The 16,385-nt window shown below is 75.2% G+C and carries 13 protein-coding genes; 2 read left to right on the top strand and 11 right to left on the bottom strand.

Annotated elements, in window-relative coordinates; translation table 11 throughout:
- Positions 1-29 precede the first annotated feature (29 nt).
- The 4 genes from O7599_RS11440 to O7599_RS11425 all read right to left on the bottom strand — a co-directional run bounded on the left by O7599_RS11440 (position 30) and on the right by O7599_RS11425 (position 5,337).
- Entirely contained in the window at positions 30-743 is a 714-nt protein-coding gene (locus O7599_RS11440; protein ID WP_281622033.1) for a response regulator transcription factor, read from the bottom strand.
- A 407-nt stretch (positions 744-1,150) separates the two neighbouring features.
- Positions 1,151-2,083 (bottom strand): hydroxymethylbilane synthase, encoded by a 933-nt coding sequence (gene hemC / locus O7599_RS11435; protein WP_281622032.1) that lies wholly within the window; start codon positions 2,081-2,083, stop codon positions 1,151-1,153.
- Between the two features lie 181 nt (positions 2,084-2,264).
- Positions 2,265-4,154, bottom strand: a complete 1,890-nt coding sequence (locus tag O7599_RS11430; RefSeq protein WP_281622031.1) for a CocE/NonD family hydrolase — start codon at positions 4,152-4,154, stop codon at positions 2,265-2,267.
- Positions 4,155-4,335: 181 nt separating this feature from the next.
- On the bottom strand, positions 4,336-5,337 hold the full coding sequence (locus tag O7599_RS11425) for an ABC transporter permease (protein ID WP_281622030.1): 1,002 nt from the start codon (positions 5,335-5,337) through the stop codon (positions 4,336-4,338).
- A gap of 99 nt (positions 5,338-5,436) precedes the next feature.
- On the opposite strand from O7599_RS11425, the gene O7599_RS11420 reads away from it, so the two are divergent.
- On the top strand, positions 5,437-6,051 hold the full coding sequence (locus O7599_RS11420; RefSeq protein WP_281622029.1) for a TetR/AcrR family transcriptional regulator: 615 nt from the start codon (positions 5,437-5,439) through the stop codon (positions 6,049-6,051).
- 37 nt (positions 6,052-6,088) lie between these two features.
- Here O7599_RS11420 and O7599_RS11415 read toward each other — a convergent pair whose 3' ends face one another.
- The 5 genes from O7599_RS11415 to O7599_RS11395 all read right to left on the bottom strand — a co-directional run bounded on the left by O7599_RS11415 (position 6,089) and on the right by O7599_RS11395 (position 12,095).
- Positions 6,089-7,222 carry a serine hydrolase domain-containing protein gene (locus O7599_RS11415; protein ID WP_281622028.1) on the bottom strand — a complete coding sequence of 378 codons (1,134 nt, stop codon included), beginning with the start codon at positions 7,220-7,222 and terminating at the stop codon, positions 6,089-6,091.
- A gap of 215 nt (positions 7,223-7,437) precedes the next feature.
- Positions 7,438-7,884: an SPW repeat protein gene (locus O7599_RS11410; RefSeq protein ID WP_281622027.1), complete on the bottom strand. Its 447-nt coding sequence runs from the start codon at positions 7,882-7,884 to the stop codon at positions 7,438-7,440.
- Between the two features lie 96 nt (positions 7,885-7,980).
- Complete coding sequence (locus O7599_RS11405; protein WP_281622026.1) at positions 7,981-10,008, bottom strand: sulfatase; 2,028 nt, start codon at positions 10,006-10,008, stop codon at positions 7,981-7,983.
- A gap of 125 nt (positions 10,009-10,133) precedes the next feature.
- A complete protein-coding gene (locus O7599_RS11400) occupies positions 10,134-10,883 on the bottom strand; it encodes a class I SAM-dependent methyltransferase (protein WP_281622025.1) in 750 nt (249 codons plus the stop codon).
- A gap of 303 nt (positions 10,884-11,186) precedes the next feature.
- The gene (locus O7599_RS11395) at positions 11,187-12,095 is read right to left on the bottom strand and encodes a class I SAM-dependent methyltransferase (RefSeq protein ID WP_281622024.1); all 909 of its coding nucleotides are present in this window, start codon (positions 12,093-12,095) and stop codon (positions 11,187-11,189) included.
- A gap of 190 nt (positions 12,096-12,285) precedes the next feature.
- Between O7599_RS11395 and O7599_RS11390 the strand changes: the two genes are divergently transcribed.
- A complete protein-coding gene (locus O7599_RS11390; RefSeq protein ID WP_281622023.1) occupies positions 12,286-13,755 on the top strand; it encodes an aminotransferase class V-fold PLP-dependent enzyme in 1,470 nt (489 codons plus the stop codon).
- 99 nt (positions 13,756-13,854) lie between these two features.
- Here the strand turns inward: O7599_RS11390 and O7599_RS11385 are convergent, their stop codons facing one another.
- Positions 13,855-15,693 (bottom strand): ATP-binding cassette domain-containing protein, encoded by a 1,839-nt coding sequence (locus O7599_RS11385; protein ID WP_281622022.1) that lies wholly within the window; start codon positions 15,691-15,693, stop codon positions 13,855-13,857.
- A gap of 114 nt (positions 15,694-15,807) precedes the next feature.
- Positions 15,808-16,374: a GNAT family protein gene (locus O7599_RS11380; RefSeq protein WP_281622021.1), complete on the bottom strand. Its 567-nt coding sequence runs from the start codon at positions 16,372-16,374 to the stop codon at positions 15,808-15,810.
- Between the last annotated feature and the right edge of the window lie 11 nt (positions 16,375-16,385).

The raw sequence follows: 16,385 nt of genomic DNA, 5'->3' as shown, positions 1-16,385 counted from the left end.
TCCGCACCCGGCGTACCGCGCCGCAACCCTCAGGCGCGGTGCGCCGGGTGGGCGATCAGCGACTGCTGCAGGGCGGCGATCACCGCCTGCGTCCGGTTCCCGGCACCCAGCTTGCGCAGGATGTGCCCCACGTGCGTGGACACCGTCGCCGGACTGATGCACAGGGAACGGGCGATGGCCCCGTTGGACATGCCCGCCGACATCAGGCTCAGCACCCGCTCCTCCCGCTCGGTCAGCACGGCCGCGCCGGCCGTCAGCGGCCCGCTGAGCACGTCGCTCAGCCGCCGCGACACCCGGCGCAGCAGCCGCGGTGAGACGAACAGGTCCCGGGAGGCCGCCGCGTACAGGCCGGCCGCCGTGTCGAACACCGAGTCGTCCGGCAGCATCACCGCCGACGCGCCTAACGCCAGCGCCTGGGACACCTGGCTCTCCTCGCCCCCGCAGACGACGGCCAGCGGCCGCGGCCGGCCCACGCCGCCGGCCCCGGCCCCACCGGCGGCCCCACCGGCGCCGCCGTCTCCGGCCCCGTACTCGGCGGCCCCCCGCGGCGGCACCAGCCGCCGGAACTCCCGTACCGACTCCGCGGTGGCCGCCGCCGGCCGCGCCAGCCAGACGTCCACCCGCCCGGCCTCCGGGCGCGAGACGGCGTCCGCCACGGCGGCGCCGCTGAGCACGATGTCGATGTGGAACTTGTCGAGTGCGAGACCGAGCACGTGCGACAGGTGCCGGCGGTCAGGCGTCACGATCCCCACGGTAAGCACGCGAACTCACCTCACTGATACGGAAACGGTCGCGCAGTCAAACCCGACTGGTCATGCGCAAGCTACCTCCGTCCACGGCCGGGGCACGCGCGTGGGACGCGGCGGATCGTGCCCGGTTCGGCCCGTTTCCACGGCGACCGACCCGGCCCTGAACGGGCGCGACGGCGCCGCCCGCCCGGCCCGCGGGGCCCGCTTGTGGCGAAAACAGCCCTGTATCGTGGCCGACTTCCGCCCCACGCGCGCCTCCCGGCACGCGCCGGAGGCCACGTTGCCGGGTCACTCCCGCAGATCGGCCCGCGCCGCGGCCGTGACGATGCGGAGTGCCCCGGCCGCCGTGTAGACCCCGGCGTCCCGCCACCCGCCCGGCAGGCCCGCGCCCGTCGCCGCCGTCAGTGCGGGATGCCGTCGATCAGCTCCCGCGCGCCCTGCCGCAGCAGCGCCAGCGCGACCGACGTGCCCAGGTCCGGCGGGGTGAGCCGGCCCGCGGGCTCGCGGGCGTCGAGCACGGTCTTGCCGTCCGGGCTGAACACCCGGCCGCTCAGCCACAGGTCGTCCGGTCCGGCGGTGGCGAAGCCGGCGATGGGGCTGTTGCAGTGGCCCTGCAGCACGTGCAGGAACATCCGCTCGGCCATGGCCTCGCGGTACGTCTCCGGGTGGTTCAGGTCGCTGACGACGTCGATGGTCGCCGTGTCGTCCTCGCGGCACTGCAGCGCCAGGATCCCGGCGCCCAGCGGCGGGCACATGGTCTCGACCGGGAGCACCTCGGTGATGACGTCGGCGCGGTCGATGCGCTCGAGTCCGGCCACGGCCAGCAGCAGCGCGTCGACCTCCCCGGCGTAGAGCTTCGCGAGCCGGCGGTTGGCGTTGCCGCGGAACGGCACGCACTCCAGGTGCGGGTACGCGGCCGAGAGCTGCGCGACGCGGCGTACGGAGGACGTGCCGATCCGGGTGCCCGCGGGCAGGTCGTCGAGCCCGAGCCCGCCGGGGTGGACCAGCGCGTCGCGGATGTCGTCGCGGCGCAGGAACGCGGCGAACGTCGTCCCGGCCGGCAGCGGCCGGTCCGCGGGCACGTCCTTGACGCAGTGCACCGCGAGGTCCGCCGCCCCGGCGACCAGCGCCGCGTCGACCTCCTTGGTGAACGCGCCCTTGCCGTCGACCTCGGACAGGTTGCCCAGCCACCTGTCGCCGGTGGTCTTCACCGGCACGACCGCGGTGCGGATGCCGGGGTGCCGCGCGGCCAGTTCGGCGCGGACGCGCTCGACCTGGGCGAGGGCCATGGGCGAGTCACGCGAGACGATGCGGATCAGCTCGGGCACGGACATGGCGTACACGATAGACCGTCAGAAACCGCCCTCCCGCCCCGCCCCCGGCCCGGCGGTCGCGGCCCTGTTGCCGGTGCTCGTCGCACAGGCTCGTACGTGCACGGACGCGTCCGCCGCCCGGAGCCCTCGGGGGCTGCCGGGCGGCGGACGTGCCGTGGGGGAGGGCCGACCGGCCCTCCCGTCAGCGGCGGTTGACGTCGGGGACGGTGAAGGTCGGCGGGCCCGCGGGGAGGTCCACCGTGTTCCGGCTCAGGTACGTGTCCAGGTACGGCGAGCGCTCGCCGCCCGTCGGCACGTCGTCGGCGGGGCCGTCCAGGGCCAGGTGCAAGGTGGCGTGCCTCACCTCGATCGTCTCGCCGGACGGGGTGTCCAGCCACGAGCCGGTCTGGATGGTGCCGATCTCCACGGCCAGCACGTGCCCGGCCGCCAGCCGCCAGTCGGTCGCCTTCAGGTCGACGGTGAACCGGCCGCGCTCCAGCAGCGAGACCTGCTCGTCGAACATCACGGCGGTGCCGTCGGGGGCGACGTCGTACAGCTTGAGCATCACGTTCCCGGCGCCGTCGCCCGCGCCCTTCGCGGACAGCGAGACCTGCGGGGTGCCGGTGACGCGCACGTCCCGCTTCAGCGGCTTCGACCACGCGAAGAAGCTCGACGTGACCTCGCCCGCCCGCTGCCGCTTCGCGGCCTCCGCGGCCAGCCCGTCCGGGGCGGCGGGTTCCACCGCCGGCGCGTTCTCCATGTCCCACTCGCCCGACGGCTGCGCGGGCCGGTGGGGCGCCGCGCGGCCGGAGGCGGTGAGGTCGGCCAGGGCGGAGGCGCCGCCGTCGTCCACGTACGAGCCGCCGCCCAGCGGGATGGCCGCGCGCCGCTCGACGACCGGCCAGGTGCGCTGGGCGCGCCAGTCGCCGCTGTTGTCCTCCATGGCGTACTCCGGGTAACGGACGCCCGGCCGCTCGCCCTTCAGATAGCGGTCGAAGAACGCGAGGGTCTCGTCGTCCCAGCCCTCGCGCCCCATGGCCAGCCGGCCGTCGGGCACGCGGTCGCCGCCGCGGACGTGGTCCCACTGACCCAGCCAACCGCGCTCGGGGCCGCGGTGGTTGCGCAGGTACTCCTCCATCTCCTCGGGCTTCGTGTTGGGCTCGATGAAGCCCTGCGTGACGAAGAGGGGGGTGTCGCTGCCCCTGGCCTGCCGCGCCAGGTCGCGGGCCTTCCAGTGCTCGCTGCGCTGGTCGGAGATCCGGTAGCCGGCGGAGTTCTCCGTCAGGCACTCCGGATGGCTCTCCTCCCAGCGGGCGTTGGCCCGGTAGCGGGGGTCGTCGTCGGCCATCGGGGGGATGGTGGCGATGGAGTTGTACGCGTTCGCGGTGCCGGTCACGTTGGGGCGGGGCACGCCGTTGGAGTAGATGTACTGGTACATGTCCCAGACCGGCTCCTGCGACACGACGGCCTTGAGGGCCCGCTGGTCCAGGTTGTTGCCGATAAGACCGGTCACGCCGTCGTACGACTTGCCGTACATGCCGACCGCGCCCGTCGACCACGGCCGGCTCGCGGCCCAGTCGATCGCCGCCTCGACGTCGGCCTGTTCGCCGGGGCCCGCCCAGTCCAGACAGCCCGTCGAGCCGCCGAAGCCGCGCAGGTCGACCATGACGAAGGCGTAGCCGTTGGCGAAGAGGTCGGCGCCCTCGACGAAGTCCTGGAAGCGGGTGGAGGGCCCGGTGTGCGACCAGCCCTCGTCGCCGGTCGCGCCGGCGTGGGCGAAGTACGGCCCGACGGACAGGATGACGGGCACCTCCTCGCCCTTCTCCAGACCTTCGGGCAGCAGCACGTCGGCGTGCAGTTCGGTACCCGAGTCGTCGGCGGAGGGGAAGTAGTGCTGCGTCCACTCCGCGCCCTCGGGGACGCGGTCGTTCTGCTCGTGCGTGACGGGTTCCGTGGCGGTGGCGATACGGGCCCGGGGGGCGGTCGCGGTGGACTCGGCCGCCGCGGTGGCGGGTCCGGCGAGCGCGCCGGTGGCCGCGAGGGTGGTGGCGAGTGCGGCGGCGGCCCAGCCGGCCGCGGGGCGTCTCTTCACAGGCTCCTCCGGAGTGACGGTACGGAGTTGTGGGGGACGGCGGCGGGACGCACCCGGGATGGACACACGTCGCGGGCGCGACCGGGACCGACGCGTGGAGCGTATGATCACATCGCGTACACGTCAACGAGCCCGTACGACCCGCCTGTTGGACGGGTCGCACGGGCTCCGGAAGGCGGGGCTAGGCCGAGGCGCGCTCGCCGATCCGCCGCCCGGCCGCCGGCTCCAGGCTGTCCGGGTGGTCCCGGCGGTGGCGGCGGCCGAGCAGCGGGCCGAGCAGCAGCAGCGCCAGGCCGGCGAGCGTCCAGCCGGCGAGGACAGCGAGCGGCTCCCCGCCGCCGTTGCCGTCGAAGTAGGCGACCGAGCGGATCAGGGAGCCGCCCGCGCCCGGCGGCAGCCACTGGCCGAGCACCCCCGCCGGCTCCGGCAGCATCTCGGGGGCCGAGGAGACACCGGAGAACGGGTTGCCGAGGAGCATCACCAGCAGGCTGCCCAGCCCCATCCCGGCGCGGCCGAGCACCGCGGCGAGGCCCGCGACCGCCGCGGCGCCCGCGAGGGCCGTCAGGCCGAGCGCGCCGGCCTGCACCCACCAGCCGCCGGTCAGGGCGCCGAGCCAGGTGTCCGCGACCGTGGCGCCGACGAGGCCGACGGCCGCCGACGCGCCGACGACGGCGCACACCGCGCGACCGCCCCGCAGGCCCAGCAGGGTCACCGCCCCGCCGACCACGATGCCGGCCAGCGCCAGCGGCAGGACGCTGGAGTTGAGGACGGAGCCGCGCGGATCCGCCGACGGCAGCGGCACCACGTCCTCGGTGGGCACGGGCCGCCCCGCCGCCTGCTCCCCGGCGGCCTCGGTGAGCAACTGCGCCACGGCGGGCCCGGCGGCGGAGGCCACCAGCAGCTCAGGACCGCCGGGGGTGGCCACGACGGCGCCGTAGACCTCCCGCTCCTCGACGGCGGTGCGGGCGGCGCCCACGTCGGGATAGGTGTGCACGTCGAAGGCGTCCCCGCGCTCGGCCAGTCGCGCCTCGACCGGCGCCGTGGCCTGCGGGGGGCCGGCGACGCCGAGCGGCAGGTCGCGCGGTTCGAGCCGGGCGCTCGGCCAGATGAAGGCGCAGAGGGCGAGGGCGATCAGGGCCGGGACCAGGACGACGACCGTGAGCACCTTGCGGCTGGAGGACATCGGAGCCTCCTAAGAGAAGGATCGTTCGTTTTACGATTCTCACTCTGCGCCCGGTCGGCTCCGCTTGTCAAGAAGGAACGTTCGTTTTAACGTGGGTGCATGGCTCGCGTATCCCAGGCCCATCTGGACGCCCGGCGCCGGCAGATCCTCGACGGCGCGCGGCGCTGCTTCACGCGCAACGGGTTCCACGCCACGTCGATGCAGGACGTCTTCAAGGAGACCGGGCTGTCCTCCGGCGCCGTCTACCGCTATTTCCGCAGCAAGAACGAGCTGATCACGGCCGTGGCGGAGGAGGCGTTCGACAGGATGCGGCACGCCTTCGAGTCGGCCAGCAGGGAGACCCCGCTGCGCCCGCTCGACGAGCTGATCGACGGGGTGCTGACCAACGCGCTCGAAGAGCAGGCGCGCCGCGCGGGGACCGACCGGCCGAGCGTGTTCGCCGGGCTGATCCTCCAGGTGTGGGCCGAGACCCTGCGCGACGAGTCCCTCGCCGCGACGCTGAACGCCGGCTACGACCGGATGCGTGTCATGTGGGGGGACGTCGTCCGCAGGTACCAGGACGCGGGCCACCTGCGCGCGGACGTCCCGACCGGCCACGTGGTGCGCGCCCTGATGGCCCTCGTCCAGGGGTTCATCGTGCAGCGGGCGGTGTTCAAGGACGTCGAGACCGAACTGCGCAGCGGCCTGCGCGCACTCCTGGCGCCGCACGCCTGAGCGCGGGGCGGCCCCCGCCGGCCGGCCACGCCGTGGGTCAGCCGCAGAAGGCCGCGTCCAGGAGGGCGTCCACGGAGTCGTCGAGGTCGGCGCGGTGGTCGGGCGTGAGCGCGACGGTGACGTGACGGCGCAGGTCGGGGGTGGTGAACGACCAGCTCTGGTACGTCATCGCGTCGCCGTCGTTGCCGTACACCGTGCTCCCGCAGGCGGTCTCCTTCCAGGCCAGCCCCAGTCCGTACGCCCGCTCCGGGACCGCCGGCGCGCGCATCTCGGCCAGCAGCCGGTCCGGCAGCAGCCGCCCGCCGAGCAGCGCGGCGAGGAACCGGTCGAGGTCGCGCGCCGTGGAGATCATCTCGCCGCTCGCGCCGAACAGCGACGGGTTCATCTCCGTGAAGTCCACGAGCCGCGTGCCGCCGCCCTCCTGCTCGATCGGGACGTAGCCGCGCGGATGCGCCCCGTGGATGCGGGGGTACGTGCCGGGCAGCGAGGTGGCGTGCAGGCGCAGCGGCCGGAGGATCCGGCGCCCGATCTCCTGCGCGTACGGGCGGCCGGTGGCCTGCTCGATGATCCGGCCGAGCAGGAGGTAACCGGTGTTGGAGTACGCGTAGACGGTGCCCGGCCGCGTCGAGGTGGGCGGGTGGGCGGCGGCGCGCGCGATCTGCTCCTCCGGGGTCCACGTCCGGTGGCGGTAGTCCAGGAACGCCGGGTCCGGCGGCACGGTCAGGGTGCGCTTGTAGTCGTAGAGCCCGCTGGTGTGGCCCAGCAGGTGCCGTACGGTGATGCGCCGGCCGTCCGGGACCGCGCGCGGCAGCCACGCCTCGACGGGGTCGTCCAGCCGCAGCCGGCCCTCACCCACGAGTTGCAGGACGACCGTGGCGACGAACGTCTTCGTGATGCTGCCGATCCGGAAGCGCCCGCGCGCCGGGACCGCCCGGGCCGTGTCCCGCTCGGCGACGCCGCTGGTGCCCCGCCACACCTGCCGCCCGTCGCGCACCTCCACGAGCGCGCCCACCGCGCCCTCGGCCACCAGCCCGTCCAGTTTTTCCTGCAGCCCGGCGGGCCCGGGGGCCCCGCCGCCCCGGCCCGGTACGGCGGCGGCCGAACCGGCCACCACCGCCACCACTGCCACCACTGTGCTCGCCGCCACCAGCACCCGCCGTACGCGCTGCACCCGGCCCACCCGCGCTCTCGTCTCGCCCGTTCCCGTACGCGACGAGCCTGCGGCAGCCGGGGGCGCGCGGCGATGGGGCTGGTCGGCGTCTCGGACCGGGGGCTGTCCCCACCCCTGCCGGCCGCACGCGGACGGCCCGAGGGCCGGGCCGCACCCGGGTCGCCCCGGGGCCGCCCGGCCTCAGGCCGTGCAGGCAGGCCGGATCCGGTCCGGCCTTACTTTCGTGCCTTCTGGCGGAAGGCCACGGTCATGCCCGCGGCCATCAGACCCAGCAAGGCCGTGGCACCACCGACAAAGCAGTTGCTCCAGATGGCGCCGTTGGATGCGGTGTTCGCGGTGGTGACCACCCAGGGGGAGATCACAAGCCAGACGCCGAGGGGCACGGCCAGCCACGCCAGGCCGCCGGTCCGCTCCGGGGCGAGCGCCAGCGCGAGGCCGATGAGGCCGATGGTGATGCCGACGATGAGGTTGTTGATTGCCAGGTTGGTGTTCCCCGTGAAGTGCACGACCCAGGGCGAAATCGCGGCAAACAAGCCGGCGAGCAGGATCAGTCCTTCGAGGGCAACCACACCACTTCCGGCCGCCGTGCGATCGAATCGCTCGCGCATCTCGCCCACGTCGGGGTGCGAGGTCATGTCGGTGGTGCGTTGCTGATACGACATGGTTGCTGCCTCCTCTCCAAGGAAGAGTCGGATGCATCCCCTTATGACACGATACGCCCGTTTGGGTGACTGTGCGTCGTGGCGCTTCCTGCCTGGTCAGGAGGCCGGTCCTGCGCCCCGGCGGCGGCTGCCGGCCCGGAGGCCGTTCAGCGTGATCGTGCCCCGGTCCAGGCGCACGCTCGCCGTGTAGCGGTACGCCGCCCGTACCTCCGGGTCCGTCAGGTCCAGCACCCCGCCCGCGTCCGCCGTGAACAGGAACTCCCACCCGGCACCCTGGTCCACGTACGCCGTGGCCACCGTGCCGCGGGCCACCAGGGCGTAGCGGGAGCCGGGGCGGGAGAGGTCCACGGTGCCGTCGAGGTTGTCGAGCGGCTCCATGCCCACGGTGATCAGCTTCCCGTCGATGCGCAGGTCCCAGCCGGCCCGGCGCAGCCCGTTGTGGTGGCGGAACAGCAGGTAGTTGTCCGCGTCCTTGGCGAGGCCGACGAAGACGGTGTCCTGGCCGCCCGTCCCCGCGAACGTGCCGGTGTCCAGCACCAGCGCGAAGGCGTCCGTGCGCGGCGCGGTGTCGGAGAGGAGGAGCAGGTGCGTCGGCGCCTGCGTGGTCACGGTCAGCCTGCCGTCGCCCGCGGTGGCGGTGCCCCGGTGCGACCCGGGCGGTACGGGCAGGACGGTGAAGCGCCCGAGGTCGGTGTCGAACCGCTCGTCCAGTTCGGTGACCGGGTACGCCCCGGGGTCCGGCGGCGGGAGCAGGGCGACGTCCGCGAGGTGGGCGTCGAGCAGCGCGGTCAGCCGGCGCAGCGTCGCGGGGTGGCGGCCGGCGACGTCGTCGGTCTCGCCGGGGTCGCGGCCGAGGTGGTAGAGCTCGGCGGCGCCGCCGCGCAGGCGGCGTACCAGCTTGAAGTCGCCGTGGCGGACGGCGGCGTGGGGGTGGCGGTCCTGGTTGAAGTGCGGGTAGACCCAGAAGAGGGTGTCGCGGCGGAGCCGGCCGCGGCCGGTGAGCAGCGGGGCGAGGCTCGTCCCGTCGAAGCGCGCGGCCGGAGCGCCGTCACCGGCGGCCAGCTCCAGTGCCGTCGGGAGCACGTCGATCGTCGAGACGGGCGTGGCGTCCGTACGCCCCGGGGGCACCCGGCCCGGCCAGTAAGCGATCAGCGGGACCCGGATGCCGCCCTCGTACAGCTCGCTCTTGCCGCCGCGCAGCGGCGCGGTCGCGTCCCGGAACGGGCTGCCGTTGTCGGACGTGACGAGGAGCAGCGTGCGCTCGGCGAGCCCGTGTTCCGCCAGCGCGGCCACGATCCGGCCGACCTGGTCGTCGATGCTCTCCAGCATCGCGGCCAGCGCCGGCCGGTTCGGCAGTTCCCCGGCGCCCGGCTTGGCCTCGTACTTCGCCAGCAGGTCGGGCTTCGCGGCCAGGGTCGTGTGCACGGCGTAGTTGGAGACGTGCAGGAAGAACGGCTCGTCGCGGTGGCGGGCGACGAAGTCGACGGCCTCGTCCGCGAGCCGGTCGGTGAGGTACTCGCCGGGCCGGCGGGCCGGCAGGTCGGGCATGAAGCGGTAGGGGTGGAAGTAGTCGCCGTCCGCGATGTACAGCCGCTCGGAGGCGATGGCCTCGTCCAGCCCGTGCGCGTAGGGGTTGCCGGGCCGCTCGGTGTACTCGCCGCTGTAGGTCTCGGTGAGGTGCCACTTGCCGATCAGGGCGGTGGTGTAGCCGTACGGGCCGAGGAAGTCGGGGACGGTGGGGACGTCCGGGGAGAGGAACTTGTTGCTCGCCGCGGGCGCCTCGCGGAGGAAGTCGGTGATGCCGGTGCGGGCCGGGTAGAGCCCCGTCATCAGCGCGGCGCGGGTCGGCGAGCAGAGGGGCGCGGCGGAGTACGCGCGGGTGAAGCGGAGTCCCTCGCGCGCCAGCCGGTCGATGTGCGGGGTCTCGTTGAAGGTGTTCCCGTACGCGCCGAAGTCGCGCCAGCCGAGGTCGTCGATCGACACGACGACGACGTTGGGCGGCGGCGGGCCGCCGGCGGCGGCGCCGCGGGCGAGTGCGGGCGCGGCGACGGCCGTGAGGCCGACGGCGGAGGCGCCGCGCAGGACGCTGCGGCGCGTGGGGCGGCGGAACGTCGTGGGAGGCATACGGCTCAGCGTCGGGCGGTCCGCGAGAAGGCGTCAACACCCGGGCGAATTAGTCCGGGCCGGGCGCGCGGAGCGCGGCCGGACGCGGGGTGCGCCGGGCCGGCCGGCGCGCGGGGCGGCCCGCGTCAGTCCGCGGGGCGCAGCCGTACGTGGAGGTGGTCGGCGTCCGCCGCCGCGGGCCGGCCGTCGGGTCCTGTGACCTCGGCGATGTCGAGTCCCGCGACGGCCGCCAGGGTCCGGAAGCCGTCGCGCGTGTACCAGTGCAGCACCCACGGGCGTTCGGTGACGCTGCTGCCCGAGGGGTGGTAGCGCTCGTAGCGCAGCAGCGTCGTCTGCGTGCGGGTGTGCTCGTCGCGGTCCTCGGCGACGACGCTGACCCGCAGTTCCGCACCGTCGGGCGCGGTGGCGGTACGGGCGCGGCCGACGTCCTTCTCGGCGGTGGGGGCGGGCAGGTGCAGCGGGATCAGGACGGTGCCGCCGAAGGCGAGGTGGGCGCGGATGGCGCGCAGCGCGGACAGCGCGGTGGCGTCGTCGGGCAGCAGGTTGAACGTCGGCCCGGCGAGGTAGACGGCCGCGTACCTGCGGGGTACGTCCAGGGCCTCCATCCGCTGGTGGAACAGGGTGACGGGCAGGCTCTCCGCCGCGGCGCGGCGGCGCAGCCGGTCCAGCATGTCCGCGGAGGAGTCGACGCCGTCCACGTCCATCCCGCGGCGCCGCAGTTCCAGCAGCGGCTCGCCGTCGCCGCAGCCCAGCTCCAGCGCGGGCGTGCCCGCCTGCTCGACGAAGGCGGCGTACGGCTCGGGGTCCTGGGTGACGGACTTCAGCGGTCCGTACAGCTCCGCGACGATTCCGGTGTAGAAGTCTGCTGGATCCATGTTCGCCACCCTATGCGGGCGGCGACGGGGGCGGCAGTTCTCGAGCGAGGTACGTCACCCGGGTTCCGCACCCGCCGCCCCCTGCCGTCCGCCGTGCACGTCACCCCGGAGGGCCGGGCCGCGTTCTCCGGCACGCCGGGCCCTCAACTCCGCGACCCGCGGCCCGCCTTGGCGCGGGTCCGGCCCCAGCGGCGGGGCGACGGGCCGCGCGGGAGGGTCGCCGCCCCGGCGGTCGGCCGGGGTGAACTGGCGTTCCGCGCGGGCGCGTCCGGGGCAGGCGGGTCACGCACCTGCCCGGCGGCGTCACGATCCCGCGGGCGCGTGACGGCTCGGCGCCGGGCGGCGGAAATGCCAGACGATCTCCGCAGGGACGCCCGCGTCGGACGCCGCCGTGGCCTCCGGGACCAGCTCCCGCAGCGACCACGGCCACGCCTCCCACGGCCCCGGGCCGGTCGCCGGCGCCGCCGCTTCCCCGGCGGCCGGCACGCCCGGCTCCTCGCAGCCGAGCACCTCCAGCCCGGCCGCGCGCGCGGCGCGTACGTAGGCCCCGACCGCGTGCCGGTGCGTCTCCACCCGGCCCGGGCTCCCGTCCGGCAGGCGTACCGCGGGCACCGACCCGAGCGCCACCCGCTCCGGGTGGAGGTCCGACGTCACGAGGTGCCCGCCCGGGCGCAGCACCCGGGCGAACTCCGCCATCACCGGGCGCAGATCGGGCACGTGTGTGAGGGCGAGCGAGCAGACCACCACGTCCACCGCCGCGTCGGCCACGGGCAGCGCGGCCAGCTCGCCGAGGCGGAAGTCGCCGCCCGGGACCCGCTCCCGGGCCCTCGCCAGCATCTCCGGGGAGCTGTCGACGCCGAGGGTGCGGTGGCCGCGCCCGGCCAGCAGGGCCGCCATCCGCCCCGTGCCGCAGGCGGCGTCCAGCGCGACGCCCGCGGGCAGCGGGTCGAGGAGCGCGCCGACGACGGGCTCGTCGAGGTCGAACGCCGAGTTGGGCCCGTCGTACGTCTCCGACCAGATCCGGTAGCCCTCGACCGTGGGCACCCGGACGACGTCCACGCCCGCGCCCGCGAGCGACTCGTCGTCGAGCAGCCTGCGGATCTCGCCGAGCCGCGCGGCGACGAACGCGCGGTCGTGCTCTCCGGCGAACGAGCGCAGCAGGGCGACGCCCTCCAGGCCCACCACGTAGGCCAGCGGATCTTCATGCCTCACGGCGGCGACGCTAGTGAGGCACCCCGCGCCCGCGCCACCGGGTTTCGCCGGCGTACGCCGGGCCGTCCCCCGCGAGAGGGGGGTACGCCGCGACATCTCCCACCCCGGCCGCGTTCGCTGGGCGTCGCCGGGCGTCGTCGGTGTCATCCTGGTATGGCTACCTTTAGCAGAATTCATGCGGAGGGGTCCCATGGGCAGGGCAGGCACCACCGGGCACGTGCGCGAGCGGGCGGCGGGCGCCCCCGACTTCTTCGCGGAGCTGCGGGAACGCGAGTTCGGTTATCTGGACGAGGGCGGGCACACCTATCTCGACCACACCGGCGCGGGGCTCCCGCCGCGCTCCCTCGTCGCGGGCAGCGCCCGGCGCATCACCGGCGGGCTGTTCGGCAACCCGCACTCCGAGAGCCCCGCGTCCCGGGCCTCCGGGGACCGGCTCGCCGAGGCCCGCGAGGCGGTGCTGCGGTACTTCCACGCCGACCCCGCCGAGTACGCCGTGATCTTCACGCCCAACGCCACGGGCGCGCTGCGCCTGGTCGGCGAGGCGTATCCGCTCGGGCGCGGCAGCCGGCTCGTCCTCTCGCTCGACAACCACAACTCCGTCAACGGCCTGCGGGAGTACGCGCGGGCGCGCGGCGCCACCGTCGAGTACGTCCCGCTGCGCTCGCCGGACCTGGGGATCGACGAGGACCGGATGCGCGCCGCGCTGTCCGTACGCGCCCGGCGGCCCGGCGTCCCGTACGGGCCCCACCGCCCCCGCGGGCTGCTGGCCTACCCGGCGCAGAGCAACTTCACCGGCGTACAGCACTCCCTGGACTGGATCGCGGTCGCCCAGGCCCACGGCTACGACGTCGTGCTCGACGCGGCGGCGTACGTCCCCACCAACTCCCTGGACCTCGGCCGCCACCGCCCGGACTTCACCGTCGTGAGCTGGTACAAGCTCTTCGGCCACCCCACCGGCGTCGGCGCCCTCATCGCCCGCCGCCCCGCGCTCGCCAGGCTGCGGCGCCCGTGGTTCGCCGGCGGCACCATCTACGCGGTCAGCGCGCAGGCGCAGTGGCACGTCCTCGCCGACGACGAGGCGGCGTTCGAGGACGGGACCGTCAACTTCCTCGCCATACCGGACGTCACCGCCGGGCTCGCCTGGATCGAGCGCGTCGGCATCGACCGCGTCCACGACCACGTCGACGCGCTGACGGGGCGGCTGCTCGCCGGGCTGCGGACACTGCGGCACGGCGACGGCTCGCCGCTGGTGCGGGTGTACGGGCCGGACCGGGCCGACACCGAGGACGTTCAGCGCGGCGGCACGGTCGCGCTGAACGTCCTCGGCGCCGACGGCCGGGTCGTCGACGAGCGCGTCATCATCCGCGACAGCGCCGCGTACGGCATCTCCCTGCGCACCGGCTGCTTCTGCAACCCGGGCGCCGGCGAGGCGGCCTTCGACCTGTCGCCGCGCCGGCTGCGCCGGGCGGCCCGCAGGCGGCTCGGCTCGCTGGAGGACTATCTGGAGCTGCTGCACCTGCCGTCGGCGGGCGCGGTGCGCGTCTCGCTGGGTGTGGCGTCGCAGCCCGGGGATGTCGAAACGTTTCTGTCGTTCGTGACGCAGACCTATCGGGACCGCATCCCCGACGTGGCCGGCCTCGCGCCGCGGCTGGGCTGCTGACCCCGCGGGCCCCGGACCCCGGCCCGCGCCCTCATCTCCCTTCCTTCTTCCCCTCGGCCTTGCGCCCGCCTGCGCCTGCGCCGCGCCCGCGGCCCCGTGCTACCGCCCCTGCCGGCCGCGCTCGGCCCCGTCCCGGCACTTGCGCACCAGCACCCACCACGTCAGCGCAAGGAACAGCACCGCGAAGCCCGCCAGGATCAGCCACCCCCGGCCCGCCGGGTGCGCGAACGATTCGCCGTACGAGGCCAGCAGCGGTCGCCCCAGCGGCGACGCGTCCGTACGCCACAGCGACTCCAGCCCCACCCCGCTGCCCAGCGCCTCGAACGCCCACCTGTTCGTCATCGCCAGGCTGATCGCCTCGCCGGCCGCCGTCATCCGCGGCACCGGCACGAACGCCCCCGAGAACAGCACCTGCGGAAAGCAGAGCAGCGGCAGCATCAGCGTCGCCTGCCCCGGCTGTGACACGGCGGCCGACGCGAGCAGCCCGAGCGCGAGGGCGGCGGCGGAGGCCAGCACGCCGGAGACGAACAGCGAGGCGTACGTGTCCCAGCCGGCGGGCGGCAGCCGGTCCAGCGCGCGGAGCACGGCCAGCAGCAGCGCGTCGGCCAGGGCCAGCACCGGGAGCATGGTGGTCAGCTTGGCGGCGACGTACGGGCCGATCCGCAGGCCGGCGAGCCATTCGCGGCGCAGGACCGGCAGTTCGGCGCAGATCTGCAGCAGGCCGTACGTCAGCCCGAAGAAGAAGGTGCCGAAGGCGATCCAGAACATGATCATCGCGGTGGAGCCGGGGTCCGGGGACGCGGGGTCGAAGGCGCCGGCGCGGAAGAGCACGGCGAACATCGCCACGATCATGAGGGGGGAGCCGACGAGGACGGCGACGGAGAGCCGGTCGTTGAGGAGGAGGGCGGTGCCGCGGCGGGTGAGCAGGGCCCACTGCCGCAGGGCGCCGACGCGGGCCGCGCGTGCGGCGGGTGGGGCGGGCGCCGCGGGTGCGGGGGGCGCGGCGGCTCGGGCCGGCGCCGCCGGCCCGGCGGGCGCTTCCGCTGTGGCGCGCCCGGTCGCCGGCACCGGCCCGGCCGGTCCCGCCGGCGGCCCGGCGTCCGCCTGCTCCGGGATGTCCCCGGCGCCCGCGCCCGCCGCCCGCGCGCCGGCGGCCACCGCCGCGTACACCTCCTCCGCGGTGCCCACGCCGAAAGCCGGGCACAGCCCGTCCGGTTCCCCGGCGTAGGCGACCTCGCCGTCGGCCGACAGGAAGACCACCTGGTCGCCGCGCGGCAGATCGGCGAGCACGTGCGTGGTCAGCACGACGGTCGTGCCGTCGTCCGCCAGCCGCCGCAGGGTGTGCATCAGCTCCGCGCCGGTGGCCGGGTCGAGCCCGGTCGTCGGCTCGTCGAGGAACAGCACCCCCGGCCGGGTCAGCAGCTCCACCGCGATGCCCGCCCGCTTGCGCTCGCCCCCGCTGAGGGCACGTACCCGGGTGTCGCGCCGCGACGTCAGCCCCAGGGTGGCCAGCACCCGGTCGACGGTCGCGGCGACGGCACCGGCCGGCGTCCCCGGCGGCATCCGCAGCCCGGCCGCGTACACCAGCGTGCGGTGCAGCGGCAGCTCGCGGTGGATGACGTCCTCCTGCGGCACGTACCCGAACTCCGGCCCCGGCGGCCCCGGCGGCGCCCCGTCGTGCCACACCTCGCCCTCGCTCGGCGCGCTCAGCCCCGCCAGCGTCTGCAGCAGCACCGTCTTGCCCGCCCCGCTGCTCCCGGCGATCACGGTGAGGGTCCCGGGGGCGGCGTCGAGCGACACCCCGCTCAGCACCCGCCCCGTCCCGCGGACGTCCCGGCTCACCCGGCGCGCGCGCAGCCGCAGGCCGCCGGCCGGCGAAAGGGACGCACCGGCGGTACGACCGGCGGAGACACCCGGGCGCAGGGGCGGCGTCGACATGAGTGCAGCATGCCAAAGGAACCGCGTGCCGGCTCCCCGCGGCTCGCGCGGGGTACCGACGATGGCCGATCGGTCAGCGGCGGCCACCCGCCTGCCCGGCGGCCCGCGCCCCGTCTATGCCTGTGCCGCCGAGTCCGCCCGCGCCGCCGCGTCCGGCCGCCAGTCCGCGGCGAGCAGCCCGAGCAGCACCTCGTCCAGGAACTCGCCCAGCACCCAGGAGGCGGAGCGCAGCACGCCCTCGCGGACGAAGCCGTTGCGCTCGGCGGCGCGCAGCATGGCGGCGTTGTCCGCCAGCGTCTCGATCTGCAGCCGGTGCAGGCCCCGTACGACGAAGCCGTAGTGGCACAGCACCGCGACGATGTCCGTGCCGTAGCCCCTGCCGCGCGCGAACGGCATGATCCCCAGCCCGACGTGCGCGGACCTGTGGTGGTTGTCGATGCCCCACAGCGACGCCGTGCCGACCAGGGCGCCGCCGTCCAGTTCCACCACGGAGAAGGGGACGACCCCTTCGTTCTTGTCGTCCACCAGCAGCGGGTTGTCCTTCGAGTCGGCCGCGACCGGCCGCCACGGCCCGGCCTGGGCCCGCGAGCCGGCGACGGCGTCGTCGTAGAGGTCGGCCTGGAGGACCGGGATGTCGTCCGCGTGCCGGGCCCTGAGCCCGACCTTCGTGCCTCGTAGCATGCCTTTTCCTA

This window comes from Streptomyces sp. WMMC500, from assembly GCF_027497195.1.
In the GTDB taxonomy this organism is placed as follows: domain Bacteria; phylum Actinomycetota; class Actinomycetes; order Streptomycetales; family Streptomycetaceae; genus Streptomyces.
Note: the sequence above shows the minus strand (reverse complement) of the source record. Positions and strands in the feature narration are given on the sequence as shown.